Annotated in this window: 16 protein-coding genes; 7 read left to right on the top strand and 9 right to left on the bottom strand. The window is 68.9% G+C overall.

The genetic code is table 11. The annotated features are described in order from the left end of the window. Window positions 1-11 precede the first annotated feature (11 nt). The gene (locus STRNI_RS40265; protein ID WP_093635867.1) at window positions 12-365 is read right to left on the bottom strand and encodes a beta/gamma crystallin domain-containing protein; all 354 of its coding nucleotides are present in this window, start codon (window positions 363-365) and stop codon (window positions 12-14) included. Window positions 366-1,639: 1,274 nt separating this feature from the next. On the opposite strand from STRNI_RS40265, the gene STRNI_RS40255 reads away from it, so the two are divergent. Beyond that, window positions 1,640-2,593: a hypothetical protein gene (locus tag STRNI_RS40255; protein ID WP_277413105.1), complete on the top strand. Its 954-nt coding sequence runs from the start codon at window positions 1,640-1,642 to the stop codon at window positions 2,591-2,593. A gap of 201 nt (window positions 2,594-2,794) precedes the next feature. Here the strand turns inward: STRNI_RS40255 and STRNI_RS40250 are convergent, their stop codons facing one another. From STRNI_RS40250 to STRNI_RS40225, 6 genes are all read right to left on the bottom strand, one after another. Continuing rightward, window positions 2,795-3,709 (bottom strand): class I SAM-dependent methyltransferase, encoded by a 915-nt coding sequence (locus tag STRNI_RS40250; RefSeq protein WP_274732741.1) that lies wholly within the window; start codon window positions 3,707-3,709, stop codon window positions 2,795-2,797. A 282-nt stretch (window positions 3,710-3,991) separates the two neighbouring features. Next, window positions 3,992-5,095, bottom strand: a complete 1,104-nt coding sequence (locus STRNI_RS40245; protein WP_277413104.1) for an NAD(P)-dependent alcohol dehydrogenase — start codon at window positions 5,093-5,095, stop codon at window positions 3,992-3,994. A 2-nt stretch (window positions 5,096-5,097) separates the two neighbouring features. Further along, entirely contained in the window at window positions 5,098-6,501 is a 1,404-nt protein-coding gene (locus tag STRNI_RS40240) for an aldehyde dehydrogenase family protein (RefSeq protein WP_277413103.1), read from the bottom strand. Between the two features lie 8 nt (window positions 6,502-6,509). Then, window positions 6,510-7,265, bottom strand: coding sequence for a (5-formylfuran-3-yl)methyl phosphate synthase (locus STRNI_RS40235; RefSeq protein WP_148588069.1), 756 nt, complete (start codon window positions 7,263-7,265; stop codon window positions 6,510-6,512). Window positions 7,266-7,599: 334 nt separating this feature from the next. Further along, window positions 7,600-8,631: an SEL1-like repeat protein gene (locus tag STRNI_RS40230; RefSeq protein WP_277413102.1), complete on the bottom strand. Its 1,032-nt coding sequence runs from the start codon at window positions 8,629-8,631 to the stop codon at window positions 7,600-7,602. A 142-nt stretch (window positions 8,632-8,773) separates the two neighbouring features. After that, the gene (locus tag STRNI_RS40225) at window positions 8,774-9,313 is read right to left on the bottom strand and encodes a putative immunity protein (protein ID WP_277413101.1); all 540 of its coding nucleotides are present in this window, start codon (window positions 9,311-9,313) and stop codon (window positions 8,774-8,776) included. A 271-nt stretch (window positions 9,314-9,584) separates the two neighbouring features. Between STRNI_RS40225 and STRNI_RS40220 the strand changes: the two genes are divergently transcribed. The 5 genes from STRNI_RS40220 (at window position 9,585) to STRNI_RS40200 (ending at window position 12,915) form a co-directional block, all read left to right on the top strand. Beyond that, the gene (locus STRNI_RS40220) at window positions 9,585-10,430 is read left to right on the top strand and encodes a methyltransferase domain-containing protein (RefSeq protein ID WP_277413389.1); all 846 of its coding nucleotides are present in this window, start codon (window positions 9,585-9,587) and stop codon (window positions 10,428-10,430) included. Window positions 10,431-10,661: 231 nt separating this feature from the next. Further along, window positions 10,662-10,928 (top strand): hypothetical protein, encoded by a 267-nt coding sequence (locus STRNI_RS40215; RefSeq protein ID WP_277413100.1) that lies wholly within the window; start codon window positions 10,662-10,664, stop codon window positions 10,926-10,928. Between the two features lie 349 nt (window positions 10,929-11,277). Beyond that, complete coding sequence (locus STRNI_RS40210) at window positions 11,278-11,517, top strand: hypothetical protein (RefSeq protein WP_148588066.1); 240 nt, start codon at window positions 11,278-11,280, stop codon at window positions 11,515-11,517. Window positions 11,518-12,378: 861 nt separating this feature from the next. After that, complete coding sequence (locus STRNI_RS40205; RefSeq protein ID WP_127148888.1) at window positions 12,379-12,627, top strand: hypothetical protein; 249 nt, start codon at window positions 12,379-12,381, stop codon at window positions 12,625-12,627. 12 nt (window positions 12,628-12,639) lie between these two features. Next, complete coding sequence (locus STRNI_RS40200) at window positions 12,640-12,915, top strand: hypothetical protein (protein ID WP_093635886.1); 276 nt, start codon at window positions 12,640-12,642, stop codon at window positions 12,913-12,915. A gap of 152 nt (window positions 12,916-13,067) precedes the next feature. Here the strand turns inward: STRNI_RS40200 and STRNI_RS40195 are convergent, their stop codons facing one another. Both STRNI_RS40195 and STRNI_RS40190 read right to left on the bottom strand, forming a co-directional pair. Further along, entirely contained in the window at window positions 13,068-14,483 is a 1,416-nt protein-coding gene (locus STRNI_RS40195; protein WP_277413099.1) for an MDR family MFS transporter, read from the bottom strand. A gap of 407 nt (window positions 14,484-14,890) precedes the next feature. Beyond that, window positions 14,891-15,535: a LysE family translocator gene (locus STRNI_RS40190; protein ID WP_159491974.1), complete on the bottom strand. Its 645-nt coding sequence runs from the start codon at window positions 15,533-15,535 to the stop codon at window positions 14,891-14,893. Window positions 15,536-16,139: 604 nt separating this feature from the next. On the opposite strand from STRNI_RS40190, the gene STRNI_RS40185 reads away from it, so the two are divergent. After that, window positions 16,140-18,824: a SpoIIE family protein phosphatase gene (locus tag STRNI_RS40185; protein ID WP_277413098.1), complete on the top strand. Its 2,685-nt coding sequence runs from the start codon at window positions 16,140-16,142 to the stop codon at window positions 18,822-18,824. The last annotated feature ends 57 nt before the right edge of the window (window positions 18,825-18,881 follow it).

Raw genomic sequence — 18,881 nt, 5'->3', positions numbered from 1 at the left:
TCGTCGACTCGTCACAGGATTTCGATTTCGTTGACCTTCGGCGGACGGTTCGGGTAGGAGATCTCGTGCCACCGATCGACCTTCACCGAATCGCCATTGGCGTCGTAGTAGATTAAGTCGTTGTTCCCCGTGGAGATCTTGTCGACCCACCACCCGCCGAAGGAGATCTTCCCACGGTTCGCGTAGCAGTCCACGCTCTGCTTCCCGTCGCTGTGGGACCAGATCTTCAGGAAGTTTTCCCCACCGCGACAGGGGACCTCGTCGATGGCGAAAGCGTTGCCGGTCGGCACAGTCACAGTGAACGCGGCGGCCGCGGCGAACGCCACGGCCACGGAACGCGCAGCCTTCTTCGTTTTTGAGATCACAAGTGCTCCTTGCTTCGGATGTCGAACCACGAGCTCACTTCGCAACCACCGTGGGTGGCCTCGATGTGGTGCTCGGTTGACCCGAGACTGTGGGGTGATCCGTCCCAGCCGCAACGAAAGCCAGGCAGTTCGGGACGCCCGAACGATGAAATGGGCCTTGACCAGGACATACGTAGGCCTCCTGGAACACGGGAACGGGACACACCAGGCCACGACTTCTTTGCCCAGCGGGTATCTGACCACCAGTACGGCCCGTGTCCACCCGACCAGGCCGTGCGGCAGTACGGGTGGGGCGCCACCTGCACCGGGGCCAAAACACCTGCCACTCCCCCGTGCTCAAGCAATAGGACCTGCGCGTCGTATGCCGGACGCCCACCGCTGCAACCGCTACACCGACCGGGCGGCTCGGACTTCTGCATGGAAAAGGTGTCCAGGATTCCCACCGGCGGCGACTCCGGAGGTCCGGTGATGAACATCGCCCACGGGCCCCGAAACCCCTCCGCGACATCATTGACAGCTCCGACCGGCAGGAGATCGCCGAAGCCGGGGAAATCTCCCAGCAACTCGTCTGAATCCAGATAGAGCATCCTGCTTCGGCGAAGAGCGGCACAGCAAACGCAACACCGACGAACGGCCTCAACAAGCTCAAGCACGCCCGAGGCCGTCGCCACCCAATGCTGGAAAGGCGGCTACGCATTCCTCCGCATCGACCCCACCGCACCCGCCCTCGCCATCTGGCTTCGCACATGATCGGCCACGGAAGTTCTAGGGGGCGGAATCCCGGTCGCGGCGGACTGCTTATCCATCTATCCATCGGGTCGCGGTTCAGATCATTTCGGTTCGCGTTCTCACCAGCAATCAGGAGAGAGTGGGGTGGTACCGAACGACTCGAATGCAAGGGCAAGTTGTGCGCATCCGTACAACAGCCAAGAGAGCCGCAGCGGTCGCCTTATGCAGGTTCGGCGCACGAACGAGGACCGGCCCGGGTCGGCCACGCCGCTGACCTGGCCACGTGATCGCGGACAAGGCTTACAGCTCTCGCGGCTTCCGCGGCTACCTGCGGCGACACGGCTTCGCGCACACGATCCCCGAGAAGACCGACCAGGAGCGGCACCATCGCGGGCGCCGCGGCGGCCGGCTACCAGGCCTCAACCGGGAGGTCCAGCGCCGACGCAACCTCGCAATGTTGCTCCCAACCGCAGATTGCCTAAGGTTCCGGAATGAGTTGCCACACCGCGTACTTCCTTCGGGACGGAGACGGATCCTGCTGGACGGTGACAGAGAAGTGGGGAACATGGGATCTCGTCGGCGAGAGTGATCGTGATGCGTTGATCGAGTGGATTCGGCTCGCCGGCGTGCCGGGGAATGACGGCAGTGCGCGAGAAGCTCTGGACACAGGATATTTCTGCCGCGGTGTCGCGTTCGATCTCGTCACTCGTCGGCACCGCTTCTACGGTTGCGGCTTGTGGAGCCGTGGCGCCAATTACCACGAGGTCTTCGCGAAGCGGCGGGCGATGGCTCGGGGGTGGGCCGACTGGGACGTCGGGTATGCTTGGGGCGGGCACGAGGACTTCGTCGACATGCGCCCAGGGCTCGGGCCGGTCGAACCTGCCGCGACTTCAGCCGAGGGCAACGCGCCGTCGCCGGCCGCAGCTCGACTGACCTCGCGTGAGGGCTGGTTCGTCGACTGGGACCCTGCCCGGCTTCAGATATCGGTCCTGTACCACGAGACCAGCGCCGAGTGGTTCGCGCTCACGGACGCGATGGTGAGCATCATTGGCACCGATCGTGTGGTCCGGGACTTCCAGCTGCACGTCGACGACGCCATACCGTGGCTGGCTGAGCACGGCGAGCCGCTCACGACGGAGTTGCTTGCGCACGACCCCTATCCCCTACCAGAGGAGGGGGTAGCCGGATCCGGCGCGGTTATCGATCTCCTCTCACGCCGACTTCAGTATTGGACGGCGGAAGCCGTGACGTCGCAGCTCAGAGCGAAGCTGGCCGCCGCATGGCCGGGGTGGCGCATCGAGCGGCTGCCACTTGGGTTCATCGGCCATCTGGCGGGCACCGGCCGAAGCGACGCAGAGGTGATCAGCACCGACGCCGAGCTGCGTGATTCGGGGTGGGACGACGAGCTCATAGGCATTCGGAATGCGGAGCGCCGAGCGTTGCCGGCCGAGACCAGGAAGCTGCGGTCTCCGTCTGTGCGCGTAGTCGAGGATGCCTGAGCAAGGGTGCCGCCTTGACCGATCCAGGCAGTTTGGATCACACGGTCATTGGCCGGGAGCAGCATTGCCGGTGGGCCTACGCTCCGGTCGCTTCCCGTGGCTCGGAGTGTCCGGCTTGTTGCCCCTGAAGCGCACGCCGGTGTCGTTGTCTCTTCAGGATGTCGCCTCTGGCCTGGTGGCCTCGGATCGCTTGCCGGGCCGTCACGTGCCCGCAGCGCAGGGCTTGTTGGCGAACACCCACCGGTTTCCCGCCAGTGCGTCGTTCTGCTCGGGCAGCGGGCCGCGTCCATGCCGGCGGGTGAAGTCGAAGGGGGTGTGGACCGATGTGGACCAGCCCTTGGCCGCCAGATTTCCTGCGGAGTCGGGCCGCGGCTCTCTGTCGAACAGGGTGAGCAGGTCAATGCCGATCTGGTGTTTCGTCGAGGTGTAGAGCGGGCTGTCGCGGTATGCCAGCAAGTCCTTCTCGAGCTTGACCTCGAACGCCAGGGCGCTTCCCTCCGTACTCAACCGGTCCACCGCGTCGATGAGGTACGTCTCGGCGGCGTTGGGCAGGTAGAACAGCAACCCCTCGGCCAGCCAGACGCTCGGTGCGGCCGTGTCGAAGCCGGCGTCGGTCAGTGCTCCGACCCAGTCGGCGCGCAGATCGATCGGGATCGGTACGCGCGCTGCCTTCGGGGTGGCCGACAGTCCGCCGAGCACCTTGTGCTTGAACGCCAGCACGCCTTCCCTGTCGATCTCGAAGATCACGCAGCCGGGAGGCCAATCGAGTCGGAACGCCCGCGAATCCAACCCCGCCCCGAGTAGGACGACTTGACGGGCGCCCGCGTGCATCGACCGGAGGAGAAAGTCGTCGAGGACCCTGGTCCGCAGGCCGAAGTAACGCGCGAATCGTCCCCACAGCGGATTCGCGTCCCCATCCGGTACCTGTTGCACGCGGACCGGCCAGCCCGCGCAGGCCGGTGTGGCGAGTACGAAGTGCTCTGCGTAGACGTCCCGGGCCAGGCTGTCATGGCGGTGGGTCTCGATCGCCCGTGCCGCGGCGACCAGGAGAGCGGTCAGGCCGACACCCCCTTCCACGTCTTCCACGCCGGTGTTCCGATGCGCTGTGCCGACCATGTGTCCTCCCTTGGCGCGGAATACGGATGGTGGATCTGATGGTGGATCTGGTGGTGGATCTGCGGTGAGCGCACGCCGCTACAGCTCTGCGCGACCCGTTCCTCGGGGTGTACTCGATGGCGCACAGCCCTTCGGCCGCCCGGTTCAGGAATCCGGCCGGCTCGGCGTGGGGCAGTTCGCCACGTCGGCCGGCTACGGCGGTGCGGTGTCCATGGCCGGCCGCTGGCTGGCGGTCGATCGGAGTCGATCAGATAGGCAGTGGCGTGGCGTTGAACGCCTCGCTCACGGAGCCCTCCCCTCCGGAAGCAGGACGGGTTTGACCACGCGGCCCGCGGCGCAGTCGCGTTCGGCCTCGTTGATGTCGGCGAGCGGGTACGTACGGATCAGCTGGTCGAAGGGGAACCGCCCGGCCTGCCACAGCCCGGTCAGCCGCGGGATCAGCAGTCCCGGCACCGCGTCCCCCTCGCAGAGGTGGGAGATCCTCCGGCCGCGGTCCAGTGTCCCCGGCTCGAGCGTCAGCGCGGTGTGGAGCCGGGCCACCAGGCCGAGGTGGCCGGTCGGGCGCAGGGCCCGGAGCGCGTCGTTGATGAGCTGGGCAGAGCCGGTGGTGTCCAGCGCGTACTGTGCTCCGCCGTCGGTCAGTTGCTGAATGCGGTCGGGCAGGCCGGTGGATGCGGCGTTCAGTGGGATCGCGTGGAAGCGCTCCGCGAGGGCCAGCCGTTCGGGGTGCCGGTCGACGGCCACGGTCACCGCTCCGCCGGCGGTGGCCGCCATCACCGCGGCCAGACCCACCGCACCCGCGCCGAAGACCGCGAGGGTGTCGCCGGGGCCGACGCCGAAGGAGTTGAAGACCGCTCCGGCGCCGGTGAGGAAGCCGCAGCCAAGTGGTCCGAGCAGTTCGATGGGCAGCGAGGGGTCGACCCGGACGACGTTGCGGGCCGGGACCATCGCGTACTCGGCGAACGAGGACTGGCCGAACCATCGGGGGGCCAGTGCGCCCCCGGCCACGTCGGTGAACCGCGTCACGTTCTCCTTGCGCCCTCCGAAGAGGTTGAGCGAGGCGAAGGAGTCACAGTAGGCGGGGGCCGCGCCCATACAGTTCCGGCAGTGTCCGCAGGAGTCGAAGCTCAGCACGACATGGTCGCCGACGCTCAGGCCGGTGCCCGGGCCGCCCGTCTCGACCACGATCCCGGACCCTTCGTGGCCGAGCACCGCCGGCAGCGGTGAGCGGCCCGCCGAACGCCGGACCGCGAGATCGGTCCGGCACATCCCGCAGCCCGCGATCTTGACCAGGATCTCGCCGTCGGCCGGCCCCGCGTTCAAGATCACTTCCTCGACGGCGAATCGGCTCTCGTACGAGCGCAGTACCGCTGCACCGAACCTCATCGTCACGCCTCCTGCGGACGGTGCACGACGAACGGCCTGAGGTTCCCGTAGAGCCCCCACAGCCCGCCCGCGACGCCGACACCGCTCTGCTTGATGCCCGCGAAGGGCTGGGCGAGGGACAGTTCGGCGTGGTGGTTGATCCATGCCGTCCCGCACTCCAGCCGGCCGGCCACCGCCTCGGCCCGGTCGAGGTCGGTCCCCCAGACCGAGCCGCCCAGCCCGAAGCCGGTGTCGTTGGCCGCCTCGACGGCTTCGTCGAGGCTCCTGTACGGCAGCACCGGCAGGACAGGGCCGAACTGCTCCTGCGTCACCACCGGGCTGTCGGACGGGACATCGGCCAGGATCGTCGGGGCGAAGAAGTAGCCCGGCCGGTCCAGGCGGTGGCCACCAGCCACGGCTCGGGCGCCGTCTGCCAGGGCCTGGGCCGTGTAGCGCTCGACCCGGGCCAGTTGGGGGGCGTTGTTGACCGGCCCCAGCTGTGAGCCCGGGTCGAGCCCGGCTCCGACGACGGCGGTCTTCGCGCGCTGCGCGAGGGCTTCGACCACCTGGGAGTAGAGCCGGGCCGGGGCGTAGACGCGCTTGACCGCCATGCAGACCTGCCCGCCGTTGCGGAACGCCGACCAGAACAGCCGGTCCGCGATCCTCTCCACCTCCACGTCCTCCAGCAGGATGGCGGCATCGTTACCGCCCAGCTCCAGGGTGACCCGGGCTAGCGACGCGGCCGCGCCCTCCGCGACAGCCTGCCCGGTGGGAATCGAACCGGTGAAGGTCACGTGGCGGATCCCTGGATGAGTCGCGAGGCGGGCGCCGAGGGGCTCACGACCGGTGACGATCGTCAGTACGTCCTCAGGGAGGGCGCTGGAGAGGACGGACCCCAGCAGCCGTGTGGCGAGGGGCGTGAACGGAGAGGGCTTGAGCACCATCGTGTTGCCCGCGGCGAGTGCGGGCGCGAACTTCGCCGACGCGAGCTGGAGGGGAAAGTTCCACGGAACGATCGCGGCGACGGGCCCGAGCGAACGCCAGCGGATCTCGCTGTGCACCGGCCGACCGTCTGTGATCGGCTGAGGGCGGGTGTCCAGGCCGGCGAAGTAGCGCAGGCGGGCCGCCGCGCGGGCAATCTCCGCATACGACTCAGCCAGGGGTTTGCCCTGTTCACGGGTGAGCAGCGGAGCGAGGTCGGCCCCGGCCCCCTCTACGGCGTCGGCCGCCGCGCGCAACGCGGTGGCGCGGGCGACGGGGTCGGCCCGCCAGCTGCGCCAGGCCTCACAGGCCCGGCCGACGACGGCGTCCAACACGTCCGGCTGCTGGTCGGGAGCCTCGTCGAAGGCCTCACCCGTGGACGGATCGAGGACGGCGAAGCGTTCGCCAAGGGTCCCGTGCGCGCGACGGGACTGACGCGTCGGCATGCCGGCGGTCAGCTCGCGGCGGCGACGGCGGCTGCGTATTCCCGGGCATGCCGGTCCATCTCCGCCCGGAAGGCGGCCACCAGCCGCGGCTGAATCCTTCCGGTGGTGCGGTCGCCCCCTTCGCAGACCGCCCCGCGCACCCCCACGATGTCCGTGCCGATGCGGGTCAGCGCGCCGAGGTCTCCCACCTTGACGCTGCCCGCGAGGGCGGCGAGCAGATCGGCCTCGTGGGCCCGCCGGACGAATTCCGCGCAGACGTCGGGCGGCACGTGGTCGAAAAGCCGTGTCCCGTCCTTGACCGCGGTGTCGAGCATGGCCGCGTCGGAGCCGGAGCGGCGGGCGATGTCGGGCAGCGCGAGCGGGTTGACGCAGCCGATCCGGTGGGCGTCGGCGTAGCCCGAGGCGACGACGAACGCGTCCGCCCGATAGTCCTTCACTGCCCGGACGACCCCTCGCATGACATCGATGGCCTGCTCGGGCGTCGTGCATCCGTAGAGGCCGACCTTGATGTACGTGGCTCCGGAGACAGCTGCACCGAGCGCCGCCTGGGCCACCGTGCCGGGCTTGTACGGTACGTCTCCCACCGTGGCGGACACCGGCTTGTCCGCCGGGACCGCGTCGCGGATCTCCCTGATGACCCACGGGAAGTTCGCGCCGAGCGACCCCTCATCGGGCTTCTTGACGTCGACGATGTCGAGGTGCTCCGCTGCCTTCGCGCAGTCGAGGGCCTCCTCGACACCGTCCGGTGAGATGAGAAGCAACAACGTGGATTCCTTCCACTGCATTGTCCACCTGCGCAAGGGCAGGTGTGCGGAGTCACGTCACCTGGATCACGTGCGGTCCGCTCATCATTGCTGCGGCCCGTGACCATCGGCAGGGCGCGCGGAGTCCGAAGGGGTCATTGTCATGACGGGTCCACGCGTCCACGCGCCCCAGCACGCCGTCCACGCCGGTTCGATCCAGCCGTGCGCAGATGCGCCCGTAGCCATGCAGTTCGGCGGAGCGCGAGATTCCGGCGAAGAGGGTACGGGTGGCGGTGGCGCGGGCAACCCTTGACCGTCGCCGTACCCGGAATTCCGCTCCCGTTGCTTCCCCGCGTTACTGAACGCGCCTTCGCCACAGCCCCACTTCGCGGTCCCAGTAGACCGTGACCGTACGGCCCTGCCGGTCCGGGGCCGAAAGAGCGTCCAGGTCAGCCAGTGTCAGCATGTGCAGTGCCTCGTCGGACAATTCACCGCCGCGCAGCTCCAACCGGGTCCCGGTTTGCGGGTCGTGGACGAGGTGCAGGGCCGGCCCTTGGCAAGGGTCGGCATCGTCGCTGCCCTCGCGGTGGAGGACCCGGTTGATCAATGCGCGCGACTTGGCGTAGGCGTCTCCGGCGGCCTGGGTCGCGACGGCCTGGAGGAATGGCAAGACGGCTGCCGTGATCACGGCGGTGGCCACGGCGTCGGGCAGTCCCCCTACACGGAACTCCAGCTCAGACTGCTCGGGCTCAGGGGCCGTACCGCTCTCTCCCTGAGCTCGGACCACCTCCTGGAGTTTGCGTCGGGCGAAGGAATTTCCGGCGTCCGCGTACGGACGGTAGACGGCCTCCGCCTCGGCGTAACGCCCCTGCGCCGACAGGCATTCGCCGAGAAACGACCAGGCGGACTTGTCACCCAACTCCATGGCGAGGCGATACCACTGCACCGCGGCCGCCGGGTCGCGGTCCTCGTCCCAGAAGGCCAGCTGGCCGGCGACCCGAGCGCTGCCCTCCTGCGCCAGCCCTGCTACCAGCTGCTCCGCCTCCGCCACTCGCCCTGAGGCCCACCCGCGCATCTCCACGGCCATCGCCACCAGCACATCGCGATCCTGGCTGACTCGGGCCTCGCGCCGCAGCCAGTGCTCGGCTTCCGCCTCGTAAGCGGAATCGGTGCGAGCAAGGCGGCTCGCCGACCAGGCCAGGGCCCTTACGGCCTCCCCGTGACCGGCCTCGGCCAGCGGCACGAGCCACCGCTTCGCCTCTTCCCGGTTCCCCCGGTCGAGCAGCCCCTTGCCGAGCCGGAACCGCGCAAAGACATCTCCACGCTCCGCCGCCGCCCGCAGCAGATGCTGTTCCTCCGGGCTCAACTCCGATGTGGGCATCGCCATCCCCCGTTCTGCGTTCGCCCCAACACCGCGACGCCGACTGTCGGTTGGCTTCGACGTCGCGGCCGTCGCTCATCGCTCATCGCTCGATCGTAGTAGGCAGCGCGCCGCGGAAGCTTCGCGATCCCACGGCGGATGGTGTCCCTTAGCGGGACGTACGCAAGGACGTGTCCAGGATGGTCATGAGTTGTGCAGCACGGCTCTTGCCGGTCGGCGCGAGGGGGTACCGGTTGAGGACATCGATCAAGGCCGGTGTGGCGCGTTGTCGAGCTTGCTCGATCAGCTTGAGCCCGACGGCGGCATCACCGCCTGCGTTCAACTCCCCCACGCGCGCCGCGCTTGCAGCGGCCCGCAGGATGTGACCTACCTGGGTGGCTTTCGCAATCGGATGAAGGTAAGCCGCAGCGGCAGCGTCGCCGGCGGCGCGCGCGGCGAGCCGTTCGGCTGCGGTGGCCGCTTCCTTCGCCGCGCGGTGCGCGTCCAAGGAGGTGATGCGCTGGAGCTTGGTCCTTCTTGCGCCGTTTACGAACTCCCGCGCGGCATCGATGGCTGCACGAGGCCGAGGATCGTTGGGTCTGGCGGCCTCGAACACAGGGAGGACTTCCTCAGCGCTCTCCACCACATAGCGCGCGACAACGCGCAGCTCATCCATGGTCAGCTCGAAGTCCCCAGATTCGGTCGTCACGGATCCGATTCTCCCACCGGCCAACCGCCTGAAGCCCCGACGGTGAGGTGGTAGTGCCGGTCGCGCGGCCGGTGACTGCCCTGAGCGCGCCGGATACGCTGCATCTGCTGGTTCCGCTGGCCCCGACCAACCGCCTGTAGCACGTACGGAGTTGGCCGGCTGTGTGAGACATCCCTCTCCCGTCGTCGTGGCGCTGGTGGCCTGGGAGGTTGATCATGTAGTGATGACCTCCTCGCCCCGCCCGCCGCACGTTAGTGGCCGACCGGATCCGATAGACGGGACTACCGCGCTCGGTGGAGAGTCCGCTCCCGCCCGCGGGTACCTGCTGGACAACGCGCGCGCCGAGGCGGGTGAGCGATTCGTTTGGCTGGCCGAGCTGTTCGACGGTGTGACGCGCGGACACTTCGATCGACTGGGGGTCAGGGCTGGCTCGCGCTGCTGGGAAGTGGGGGCCGGTGGCCCCGGTATCCCGGAGGCGCTCGCGGCGGCCGTCGGTCCGACCGGGCACGTGCTGGCCACGGACATCGACCCGTCGTGGCTGAAGAGGGGCGACGGGTACGAGGTGCGCCAGCACGACGTCGCCACTGACCCGCCCCCGGAGCCGGGGACGTTCGATCTGGTGCACGCCCGGCTCGTGCTGGTCCATGTACCCGACCGGGCTCGGGCGTTGGCCACGATGGCGGCAGCGCTACGGCCCGGCGGCTGGCTGCTGATCGAGGACGCCGATACCGCTCTGCAGCCACTGGCATGCCTGGACGACAGCGGCCCCGAGCAGCGGCGGGCCAACCGGCTGCGTGACGCGGTCCGGGAGCTGCTGACGCGCCGCGGCGCGGACCTGCGCTACGGCCGGACACTGCCGCGGGCATTGCGTGAGGCCGGCTTGGTAGATGTCGCCGCGGGGGGCGTTTTCCCGGTCGGCGGGCCGGCCTGCGACCGGCTGGAGGCGGCGACCATCCGGCACGTGCGCGGCGAACTGCTCGCGGCCGGCCTGGCCGACGACGCCGAGATCGACGCGCACCTGGCCGCCATCGACGCGGGCCAACTCGACCTGACACTCGCGCCGCTGATTTCGGCCTGGGGACGCCGTCCAGCCGAGCACCCGCCGGCACTCGGTTAGGTGCGGATCCAGGCGTTGTCCGACCTGCCCACAGCGCTGTTCGTCGAGGGAGGCCAGGCAGCTCGCGCAGGTGCGCGCCGCGCGTCACCGGCGCTGGGGCCAACCCGCGATCCCGTCAAGCATCTCCCAACGACAGAACGCCAACCAAGTCCTGAGACCACACACCGACAGACAGGCACGGGCTTCGAAGATCACGGAGTTCTCGACGCCCCGTGATCCGAGTGGAAGAACGTGCCTGCCGACGCGTCATCCCCGATCCCGCCTGCTCTTGACCAACTCCGCAAGCAGCCCGAACCCCGCCCCGAGGAGATCCCGGGGCTGCTGGAGCGTCTGGCCGAAGTGCCCGCCCCGCGTGACCCGCGCGGAGTGCGCCACGCCCTGGCCGCCGTGCTGGCGCTGAGCGTGTCGGTGGACGGCAAGAGCCTGCGCGGCGCCGCCAAGGCAACCGTGCGCCGAAGCCCTGCCCCCGGTACCCGTCAGCGCCTCGGCAGGGGATAAGAGGGGCGCAAGGCCACGGACGCGACGCCTTCCACCTCGATGACCTACGCGACCTTCTGGCCGGCGCCGCGCGGGTACGACGACGAGGAATTCGCCGCCTACGTCCTCACCCATGACGCCATCATCGCCTTGCGAAACTGGGCCCATCGGTGAGCGGGCGACCTCGACGAGCGACTGGCCCGGGTGAAAGACGAGTACGAGGGCTGACCTACTCGACTTGGTCGCCGTGGCAGTCGGCGGGCCGGGGAGCGCACGGCGAAGCCCCGTCGAGGAGAAGGCGACGGGGCTCAAACCATCGCCTCTACAATGCTCTTTCAACGTTCCAAGACGAGTGAGAGGCCCGCCCTTGATGCCCCCGAAGTGCATAGCCTGCACATTTTCGGCGACCAAGAAGCACAATCCCTCCGACGAGTTCACCGTCGTGTACTTCCGCCCCACCGTCGATTACCCCGACAGCTGGACCGGGCACCCCGAAAACGCCGAATGGTTCTGCGCGGAACACCTACCCCTGGCCGAGGGCCTTACCGACCTCTCAGCCCTCGAAGCAGCCAAGCAGATCCGTGCCCAGCTGACCCAGGACAAGGCATAAACCAGCGCCTGCGCCCGACCCGCCCCACGCGGGAGGTGTCGATACCCTTGCGGGTCAGCTCCTGCACGATGTGCGACAGACCCACGTCGTGGCGCAGGCAATCAGGACCGAGGGTGGGATAGCGGGGATCGCCGAGCTCGCGCAGACCAGGGGCCATTGAACCTTCACCGGTTTCCGGGGGGAGGATGGATGAACCCCCGCTCGGCCTCCGCCAATCCCCTACGCCCGGGGCCCGCGTCATCACCGTCTCCGGCGGCGCCCACGCCCTCGCGATCGTCGGCCTCGCCGACCCCAACTACGAGCACCGCCCGTCCCGCCGCTGGCCTGCCTGCGGCGGCCGGAATCGGCCAACCTCCTCTTCGCCCACGAGCTCGCGGCACGCCCGGCCGGCGTCAGCTTCTCCGTGGTGGTCGCCTCCGCGCACCTCGTCTACGCTGCCACCGATCTCCAGCCGCCGCTGCCCGTATGGAACACCGCGCCGGCGCCGAACGCGTCATGCAACTCGGCAACCGCCTCTTCGCCCGGCCCGTCGGATCCGGCGCCCTCCCCACGCTCTGCGCCGCCGCCGATCGCCACATGACATCGGACGCGTTCATCCGCCCCGCAACGGCCTCCGCGGAGCCGCCGCCCCGTCATTCCGCGCCGTCCGGCCCCGCAACGACGGGACCTCCGCAAATCTGCGGACACTTTCCTGACGACTGACGGGGACACTCTACGATTATTCGTAGCAGATTTATTCGACACCTTAAGGGCGTCCGAATCCGCCCTGTCCGGCCCTTTGCAATCTTGACGGGAAACAGCAAGCCCCGGTAGCCATTTAGGTGAGAGGAAGAAATTCCGAGACCACGGGAGGCTTTACCCATGGCTGGTCCTTTTCGCCTCGCTCCACAGGAAGTGCAGGGACACATCCCTACCTGGGGCTTCGGCAGGCAGACCAAGGTGATCGTCGACTGCAAGGCCGATGGAAACTTCGAGATGACGGCCGGCGGGTCCGCGACCGAGGTCAACGCGCTCAGGCTGGGACGAAATGAGTTCGAACGCGCCTTCGGTGGCGTCGAATTAGCTGTCAAGAACCTGACCCTTGAGGACATCACCGTGACGACGGAATAGGCGGCGCGCGCCATGCCCTGGACGTTCGACAAGAGCCGGTTGGAAGTCGTCGGCCAGCTCACCAATTCCGAGCAGGCGACGTTCGACATATTCCAGAACGCGATCCAGAGCGAGGGACTCCACCCCGCCCAGGCAGCCGCGAGGGCCGGAGACACGAACTACAAGAGGCTGCTGGGCGATCAGTTCCAGATCCGCCTGAGCCAGAGCTCACGCGCCACATTCCTGGTCCTGGACGACGGAGGAGGCAACGGAAGGGTCGAGATGCTCCAACTCGCCGGCCATACGTAACAGGTCTTGAGAGCCGAGACGAGTGAGCCCCTGCCCGGAGTCGGGCAGGGGCTCACTCGTACCAGGTTCAGGGCGAGGCTGCGTACCGGTTGGCCGGTCGCCATGGTCTGCGCTGTGTCCCTAGTTCGGGCGGTCCGGGCTCCGCCCAGCCCTCATGATGCGGTGGGCTGGTCCGCGGTGCTGCCCTCTTGGGCGTCGGCGGCGGCGATACGGCGCGGCAGTTTCGCGGCGACGACGATCGTCACCAAGGAGAGAACGGCGGCGACACCGAAGGCCAGCTTCATCCCGCTCAGCTCTGCGGGCGCGGCGGCGACGCCATCGTCGACCAGGTGACCGGCGCGCGCGGTCATCACGGTCACCACAAGCGCGGTCCCGAACGCCGCGGCGACCTGCTGCAGCGTCCCGAGCATCGAGCTGCCGTGCGAGTACAGGTGCGGAGGAAGCGCTCCCATACCAAGCGTGAAGACGGGGGTGAACGTCGCCGCCAGGCTCACCATCAGCAGCGCGTGCAGTCCCAGCACCTGCCAGTACGGCATCGTCATCGAGACCTGGGTGAATCCGCCGAGGGCGAGCACCATGCCGATCGAGCCGGGCAACACCAGCGGCCGGCTGCCGAACCGGTCGAAGAGCTTTCCCACGGTCGGCCCAAGCAGTCCCATGGCCAGACCGCCCGGCATGACCAGCAGGCCGGTCTCCAGCGGGCTGAGCCCGCGTATGTTCTGCAGGTACAGCGGCAGAAGGATCATCGAGCCGAGCATCGCCAGGAAACCGACGGATATGAGGGCCAAGGAGAGGCCGTAGGTGCGGTGTCCGAGAGTGCGCAGGTCCATCAGAGGCACGCCGCTGCGTTGCAGCTTGAGCTGGCGGATCACGAAAACGGCGATTGCCGCGACCCCGGCGATGACGATGCCGATGCCGAGCCCGACCCCGCCGTCGGTTTCGCCGAGGAGGCTCAGGCCGTACACCAGGCCGCCGAAGCCGAGCGCCGCCACGGAGACGCTGAGCCAGTCGATGGAGCTGACCTGCGGCTCGCTGATGTTGTCCACCTTGCGCAGCCCGAACAGGGTCACCAGAGCCGCGATCGGCAGGACGACCACGAACAGCATGCGCCAGGAGCCGACCTGCAGGATCAGCCCGGACACGGCAGGGCCGAGTGCGGGCGCCACCGAGATCGCCAGGGTGACGTTGCCCATCACCCGGCCGCGGTCCTGCTCGGGCACCACGATCATCAACGTGGTCATCAGCAGGGGCATCATCACGGCTGTGCCTGCGGCCTGCACGATCCGACCCAGCAGCAGCACCTCGAAGGAGGGCGCGACGGCTGACAGGGCGGTACCCGCGAGGAATACGCCCATCGCGATGGCATAAGCCTGGCGGGTGGTCACCCGCTGCAGGAACCAGCCGGTGACCGGAATTATGGCGGCCATGGTCAGCATGAACGCGGTGGATACCCACTGCGCCGACTGCTGGGTGACGTGCAACGACTCCATCAACCGCGGGATAGCGTTGATCAAGATCGTCTCGTTCAGGATCACCACGAACGTGGCCAGCACCAGCAGCCGCACCACGGTTGGTATGCGGCCCGCCTGCACGGCCGGTCGTTCTTGGATCACAGCTGACATGGCAGCACCTCGCTGGGGTTCCTGGTCGCAGTCGCCTCGCAGCCAAGGGCTGTCGGCACGAACGTGGGTGGTGATTGTGGGAAGAGACCGGCCCGCCTGGCGAAACTCATCGGTCGGCGTGAGTGTTTCGCATCATCGCGCCGATCTCACCCGAATTTTCGCTCACGAGTGCATCCGTCGGCGACGCCGTGGCCCGACGGCCGGCGCTTCATCGACGCCCATACGTCACGACCACTACAGGTACGTTCACCGGCATAGTGGTCCTTGCCGGGGCACATTCAGGCGGGTGCATGCCGCCGATTGCTTCCGCGGCCGTACGCCTCTGGCTCGGCTCATGACCCGCCGTACAGTCTCTAGTCGGCACGGCCTGTCGCCGCCACCGTTACGCCCAGGCCGATCATCGCGAAGCCGCCCGCCCCGCCGACCATCGACAGACGCCGGTCCGAGCGGGCGAACCAGGAACGGGCCGCCGAGGCGCCCAGGCCCCACAGGGTGTCCGTGATCAGACCGATGGCGACCGGGACCAGGCCCAACACCATCATCTGGAGGGGGACGTGGCCCGCCGAGTGGTCGACGAACTGCGGCAGCACCGCCGCGAAGAAGACGATGCCCTTGGGGTTGGTGACGCCCACGAAAATCCCGTCCAGGATCGTGCGTAGATCGCCACGCGGCTCACCCGCCGGGGCCTCCATGTTCGCCGCGCGCATCTCCTTGCGGTGCCGGAACGCCTGCACGCCCAGGTAGACGAGATACGCCGCTCCGGCCATCTTCACGCCCATGAACACTGCCGCCGAGCTTTCCACCAGCGCGCCGAGGCCCCACGCCACAGCGACCACCAGGGCGTATGAACCAACCAAGTTGCCGAGGACCGTCGCGAGGGCTGTTCGGCGGCCGTGTGCAAGGGCTCTGCCGATCACGAACAGCACACTCGGCCCCGGAATCACGATCACCAGTAGCGACATCGCCGCGAACGCGAGAATGCTCTCCGTGGACACCATGTGGCCTTCACCTCCTGAACTGCATTCCGGATTGCAGGGGCCAATACAAACAGAGGGCGGACCGTCCGCTCCAGGCTCATCCACATGCCGATATCACCGGACACCGACGGAGGTTGCCCCACACGCAGCAGCGCTCGCGCGCACGCCCCGTGGAGGTCGGGGAAGAGATCGCTCGCAATATGCATGTCAGCCGCCGAGCGGATCCGTAGCTCCAAGTGGCCGTGATGCCATTCGCCCCCGTATGGCTGCGGCCCCGTTGCGGTGGCATGTGTGTAGGCCCAGACGACTCGGTGCCTGCGGGCGAGCAGGAATGGCCCGCTGTGGTCATCCGGGCCGAAGAACGCGAGGGTCCGGTCGGGCACCGTCCCCGTACGCCGCCGGCCGGCCGGGCAGCTGCCGTAGCACGCCTTGCCGCCACCCAGGCAAAGCAGGGTAAATATGAACCATGAGCGGAAATTCGGGTCGTTTCCGGCGTTGGGTACGCCGCGCGCCCGGTCGTTCCGCCTTTCCGGGTGTGGCGCCTGCCGGGAGCGACGCCGACGACCAGCAGGACGAACGTCCTTCGGGGGCCGGAGGTCCGCAGCACGTACGGCCCTGGTGGGCCATGCGCAGCGTCGCCCGGGAGGTCTTCCTCCTCCAGCTGGTGCTCGTGGTGCTGCTCGTCGCGGCGGCGGTGGTGGCTCTCGTCGTCCAGGCCCGGCGGGACACCATGACCGACGCCCGGCACCGGACGCTCGCCGCCGCCGAGTCCTTCGCGCACTCCTGGGGGCTTCAGGAGGCGCTGAACAGCGACAATCCGACCGCGAAGCTCCAGCCGCTCGCTGAGGCGGCCCGCAAGGCCTCCGGTGTCGACGCCCTCATCGTGTACAAGCTCGACGGGATCACCCTCACCCACAGCGACCCGCGGCAGATCGGCAAGCACGTCATCGGTCCGTACGCCGAAGCAGCCCGCGGCAAGCCCTTCACCAGGACCTTCGAGGGCGCCCTGGGCCTCTCCGTGGTCTCCGCGGCCCCCGTCAAGGACCCCTCGGGCAGGGTCATCGCCCTTGTTGCCGCACCGGTCACGGTGGAGAAGGTGCAGAAATCGGTCAACCGGCAGCTGCCCCTCTTCCTGGGCACCGCAGTCGGGGCACTGGCTCTCGCCGGAGGCGGCGCGGGGCTGGTGAGCCGTCGGCTGCGCCGGCAGACCCACGGTCTGGGACCGGTTGAGATGACCCGGATGTACGAGCATCACGACGCGGTCCTGCACGCGGTACGCGAGGGCGTCCTCATCGTCGGGCGCGACGGGCGGCTGCTGCTGGTCAACGACGAGGCACGGCGGCTGCTGGACCTGCCCGCGGACGCGGAGGGGCGCCGTGTCGGCGACCTGGGGCTGGACCGCCGCACCGCCGAACTCCTGGCGTCGGACCGGACCGCCACCGACGAGGTGCACCTGGCCCAGGACAGACTGCTGGCCATCAACAAGCGGTCCACCTCCCCCTACGGAGCCCACCAGCGAAGCGTGGTCACCCTGCGCGACACCACCGAACTGAGGTGGCTGTCGGGGCGCGCCGAGGTGGCGCGGGAGCGGTTGAGACTCCTCTACGACGCCGGGACACGGATCGGCTCCACACTGAATGTCGTGCGTACTGCGGAGGAGCTGGCGCAGGTGGCGGTCCCCCGGTTCGCCGACATCGTCACCGTCGAGCTGCTGGACCCGGTCCTGAAGGGCGAGGAGCCGGCCGTGGCGGGTACCGAGCTGCGCCGGGCCGCCATCGCCGGCTTGACGCCGGACCACCCGCTCTACCCCGTCGGCGAGCTGCTCCGGTTCGTCCCGGGCACCCCGGTGGCAGCGGGTGCGGACCAGGCACGTTCCGTGGTGGAGCCAGACCTGGCCGGCTCGTCCACCTGGCGGTCCCAGGACCCGGAACGCGCCCGACGCATCCTGGACCACGGGGTGCATTCCTTGGCTGTCGTACCACTGCGCGCCCGGGGGGTGGTGCTGGGACTGGTGGACTTCTGGCGGTCGGGGGACTCCCCTCCGTTCGACGACGAGGACCAGTCCTTCGCCGAAGAACTGGCGGGGCGAGCCGCGGTGGGGATCGACAACGCCCGGCGCTACACCCGCGAGCGCACGATGGCCATGACGCTCCAGCGCAGCCTGATGCCCCGCGGCCTGCCCGACCAGGACGCCCTGGAGGTGGCGCACCGCTATCTGCCCGCGCAGGCCGGAGTGGGCGGGGACTGGTTCGACGTCATCCCGCTGCCCGGTGCCCGGGTGGCGCTGGTCGTCGGCGACGTGGTGGGCCACGGCCTGCATGCGGCGGCAACCATGGGCCGCCTGCGCATCGCCGTACACAACTTCTCCGCCCTGGACCTCTCCCCCGACGAGCTGCTGGGCCACCTGGACGAGTTGGTGACCCACATCGACGTGCAGGACGAGGACACCGAGGAGGGGCCGGCGATCACCGGCGCCACCTGTCTGTACGTCGTCTACGACTCCGTCTCCGGGCGGGTCACCGCGGCCACGGCCGGCCATCTGCCGCCCGCCGTGGCCCACCCCGACGGGAGGGTGGAGTTCCTGCACCCGCCGGTCTCCCCACCGCTGGGTCTGGGCACCGGCCTGCCCTTCGAGACCACTGAACTGTCGCTGCCGGAGGGCTCCCGGCTGGTGCTCTACACGGACGGGCTGGTCGAGAACCGCAGCCGCGACCTGGACGCGGGGCTGGAAGCACTGCGTGCGGCCCTTTCCGGCCCGGACCGTACGCCGGAGGACACCTGCGCCACCGTCATGCAGTCGCTGCTGCCCGCCAGGTCCACCGACGACGTCGCGCTGCTGGTGGCCCGGACCCGGCGGCTGGACCCGGCACATGTCGCCGAGTGGGACGTGCCCCGTGACCCGGCGGGAGTCGGCCCGGTCCGCAATGACTGCGTCCGCCAGTTGGCGGACTGGGGTCTGCAGGACATCGCCTACGGCACCGAGCTCATCCTCAGCGAACTGATCACCAACGCCATTCGCTACGGCGCCGAGCCCATCCACGTCCGGCTCCTGCACACCCGCACCACCCTGATCTCGGAGGTCTCCGACGGCAGCAGCACCTCCCCGCACATCCGCCAGGCGAAGGCCACCGACGAAGACGGCCGCGGCCTCTTCCTCGTCGCGCAGTTCGCCGAACACTGGGGCACCCGCTACTCCCCCAGGGGCAAGACGATCTGGGCCGCTCAGGCGGTCGGCCCCGGCGCCCTGCCCTCGGAAGAGGAGTCACCGGAGGACCTCCTCAGCCGTTGGGAGGACGGCGGGGAGTGGTGAGGCTGTGGCGCGCGCCCGCGCCCGGGGGCCGGCGTGGCATCTCCGTACGCGCATGGC

Source organism: Streptomyces nigrescens (assembly GCF_027626975.1).
In the GTDB taxonomy this organism is placed as follows: Bacteria; Actinomycetota; Actinomycetes; order Streptomycetales; family Streptomycetaceae; genus Streptomyces; species Streptomyces nigrescens.
This window is presented reverse-complemented; position numbering and strand designations above follow the sequence as displayed.